This window comes from Ruegeria sp. AF1 (genome assembly GCF_056542125.1).
This window is the reverse complement of sequence record NZ_JBQFZG010000039.1, coordinates 1-3,176: the sequence shown is the minus strand read 5'-3', so window position 1 is coordinate 3,176 and position 3,176 is coordinate 1. Positions and strand designations below refer to the sequence as shown.

3 protein-coding genes and 1 pseudogene are annotated in these 3,176 nt (G+C 56.1%); 1 reads left to right on the top strand and 3 read right to left on the bottom strand.

Annotation, left to right across the window (positions count from 1 at the left end; translation table 11 throughout):
* A partial coding sequence (locus ACR0BK_RS20305) for a GFA family protein (RefSeq protein WP_480556059.1) occupies window positions 1-106 on the bottom strand: 106 nt, incomplete at its 3' end.
* Between the two features lie 102 nt (window positions 107-208).
* On the opposite strand from ACR0BK_RS20305, the gene ACR0BK_RS20300 reads away from it, so the two are divergent.
* A complete protein-coding gene (locus tag ACR0BK_RS20300; RefSeq protein WP_480556058.1) occupies window positions 209-1,096 on the top strand; it encodes a LysR family transcriptional regulator in 888 nt (295 codons plus the stop codon).
* 215 nt (window positions 1,097-1,311) lie between these two features.
* Here the strand turns inward: ACR0BK_RS20300 and ACR0BK_RS20295 are convergent.
* Window positions 1,312-2,021: pseudogene (locus ACR0BK_RS20295) on the bottom strand (IS6 family transposase).
* A gap of 46 nt (window positions 2,022-2,067) precedes the next feature.
* Window positions 2,068-3,135, bottom strand: a complete 1,068-nt coding sequence (locus tag ACR0BK_RS20290) for an ABC transporter substrate-binding protein (protein ID WP_480556057.1) — start codon at window positions 3,133-3,135, stop codon at window positions 2,068-2,070.
* Window positions 3,136-3,176 lie beyond the last annotated feature (41 nt).

Below are 3,176 nucleotides of genomic sequence, written 5' to 3'. Positions count from 1 at the left end.
GCGCCAACTGGCAGGACCGGCAATGACAATGCGCTGACCATTCCGGCCGACCGGAAATCTCGTATCGTACGGCGCGGCAATAGCATCCACCCTTTAGCTTTTCCATCATCCTATCCTCCAACTGCACTGCCCCAATGATAGGCATATTGCTAAATTTTTGACTTCATGCGACTCATTAATCCTGCCGTAACATTAGAAAATCTATTATATGGATTGGTTGAGACTCCCGCCATTGAACAGCCTGCGCGCCTTTGCTGCCGTAGCTACTGCAGGCAGCTATGCAGGTGCCGCAGACCACCTGAACGTTACACAGGCCGCTGTTAGCCAGCAGGTCAAAGCGCTCGAAAACCGAATTGGTATTGCGTTAGTCCATCGGGTCGGTCGCGGCATTGAGCTGACGCGTTCAGGCGCCCGATTAGCACGAGATCTGGAAGCAGGCTTCGATATCATCAGCCGCGGCGTGGAGCGCATAAGTGAAGAAGCCGCACTCCGGCCGGTACAAGTGACTATGCCACCAGCCTTCGCTGTTGAGTGGCTCATGCCGAGGGTCGGCGAGTTCCAGCGGGCGAATCCAGAAATCACCCTGATGCTCAATCCGACGTCACAGATCGTTGAGCTCAGGCCGGGTGGGATCGACGTCGCCATAAGGTATCGTGATCAAAGGCGAGCCGAGCCGGATGTCGAGGCTGTCCTCAAGACAGACATGGTTGTCATCGGTGCGCCATCGCTGATCGAGGCACGTGATCTTTCAGACTACAAGTCGCTTGCCGACCTACCTTGGCTGCAGGAATTAGGGACTAACGAGGCGGCGGAGTGGTTCACTTTTCATGGCATCGTCCTAAAGCGACCTTTGGCGATTAACCACATGCCGGGCAACCTGATCATGCCAGCGGTCCGACGCGGCGATGGCATCACCTATACTGCCCGCGCCTTTTTTACGGAAGACATCGCGACTGGCCGGATCGCTGTGCTCGCTTCTGAGACGCTCTTTGGTGTCTACCACATCGAAACCTCGCCAGGACAGCAACGCCCCGAAGTGCAGGCATTCATCAAGTGGCTCCGCTCGAAAGCCGAAGTCATTACAGTGTCGGACTGAAGTCGCCTGAGCTTTACGAGCGAACGGCTGCTCCGGGCTCTCACCACGGTTTCGCCGCTTTTCGCATGAGCGTCGGCTCGACGATACCCAAGGGCTGCTAATCCGATTTGCCTAAAAAACTTCGAAGAATTAGTCGCAGCATCGGACGGCTGGTCTCGGTGGGGCATTGTCAGGTTGTTTTTTGCGCCGGGCAAGAGCGGGGTGGAGTGCTGGATTCAAGCGGCCAAGTCGTTTGCATATTCGGTCCAAAGCTCGAAGGCATCGGTTCGGGCGTGGCGGTAGGAACCGGCTGAAAGACGGTGGCGTTTGGGGCGGAATAGTGCGGCGGTTTGATCGTGGACCGACAAGAACCGTTGTGCCTTACCGGACGACTTAAACCAGCCCATTATTTTCTCTCGCCGTCGCGTATGTCTGTGTGAAGCCTCGACGCGATTGTTTAACCCCTTGTGCTGGCGATGCTCAATCCCTGGGGCCAGTTCCGCTATTGCCGCCCCGTAGGAGCGCAGCTTGTCGGTGATAATTACCCTTGGTCGGCCCCAAACCTTGAATAGTTTCCTGAAAAAGCGCTTTGCGGCAGCTTTGTTCCGGCGGGATTGAATCAAAACGTCCAGAAGTCACCGTTGGCATCAACCGCGCGCCAGAGCCAGTGTTTACGCCCTTTGATTGGCACCACGACCTCATCGAGATGCCATTTACAAGCAGGAAGCGGTCGATCCCGTCGGACCTTTACGGCAAACTGAGCCCCAAAGCGTGCCACCCAGTCCCGGACAGTTTCGTAAGAAACCGCGATCCCGCGAGAGGCCAAAGGATCCTCAACATCACGCAGGCTGAGTGCAAACCAATGGTACGCCCAGACCGCGCAGCCAATGACCGAGCGCGGGAAACGAAAACCCTTGAGGCGGGAAAGATCACACAGATTCAACATGGCAGCGCGCTACAACGACGAGACCGCTTCAACAACCTGACAATGCCTACTGTTCCAACCAAACGTTGTCGAAGCGTGCCTCGAACTGCTGGTGCCGCTCATAGCCCTTCAACTCCGGAACATGGTGCAGGTACTGACTCTGCCAGAAAGGCTGAATGATGGCGCCGCTGTTTCGCAGGATTTTCTGCATCTCTGCCATCAGAGGCCGACGTTTCTCAGGATCGGCAATCCCGACCGCCTCGTTCAGTATTGCATCGAAATCCGCATCGCTGAAACCGGATTCATTCCAAGGTTCTCCGGACCTGTAGGCCAAACCGTATATCTGGACTCCGAGCGGGCGGGCACCCCAATTGGTTGTCGAGAACGGATACTTGGTCCAGTCATTCCAAAAAGTCGCGCCGGGAATGATCTTTCGTTTCACGTTGATACCGGCATCACGAAGCTGCGCCGCAATCGCATCAGTCGTGGTTTGCCGCCAGTCACCATCCAACGAGATCAACTCAAACTCCGTATCGGCGCGGCCGGCGGCGTCAAGCAGTTCCGTGGCCTTGGTTGGGTTGAACTCGGGCTTTCTGATTTCCGCGTATTCCGGATGAAAGGGCGCACAATGATGGTTTTCAGCGACGACGACGGTATTGTTGATGCCTAGTTCCAACACGACATTGTTGTCCACCGCCGTTTGAATGGCGCGCCGAACATCGGCATTGTCATAAGGGGCGCTGTCAGCGCGCATGCGGGCAACGATGGTGTTTGCGGTCGCCTTTTCTTTCCGCACCAAGCCAAGCCCGTCCAGGACTTCGACGAAATCGGCAGACGTATTGTCGTTGACATGGATTTCACCAGCCTCGAACGCAGCGACGATTGCCGAAGGATCGGTGCCATAATCGACGAATTCAATTCCGGCGAGATGAGCCTGACCACCCCACCAACCGTTATCCCGCCGTTTAAACACAGCCTTTTCCCCAACCATGTGGGACACTAATTCGAACGGTCCCGTGCCGATAGGCGTATCCACGATACTGCCCGAGAAACTTGGATGGACCAGACCGCGTTGCACGAATAGCGCTTGGGCCGCATTTGCCCCTTTCCCCGGTTCGTTATGCGACACGTTCATAGGTCGCACGACCTAGACGGGTCATGCGGTTGAGGGCTTTA

Bases quoted from the DNA above. Each gene is read 5' to 3' on its own strand.
- ACR0BK_RS20300 (WP_480556058.1), top strand. From the start codon at position 209: ATGGATTGGTTGAGACTCCCGCCATTGAACAGCCTGCGCGCCTTTGCT.
- ACR0BK_RS20290 (WP_480556057.1), bottom strand. From the start codon at position 3,135: ATGAACGTGTCGCATAACGAACCGGGGAAAGGGGCAAATGCGGCCCAA.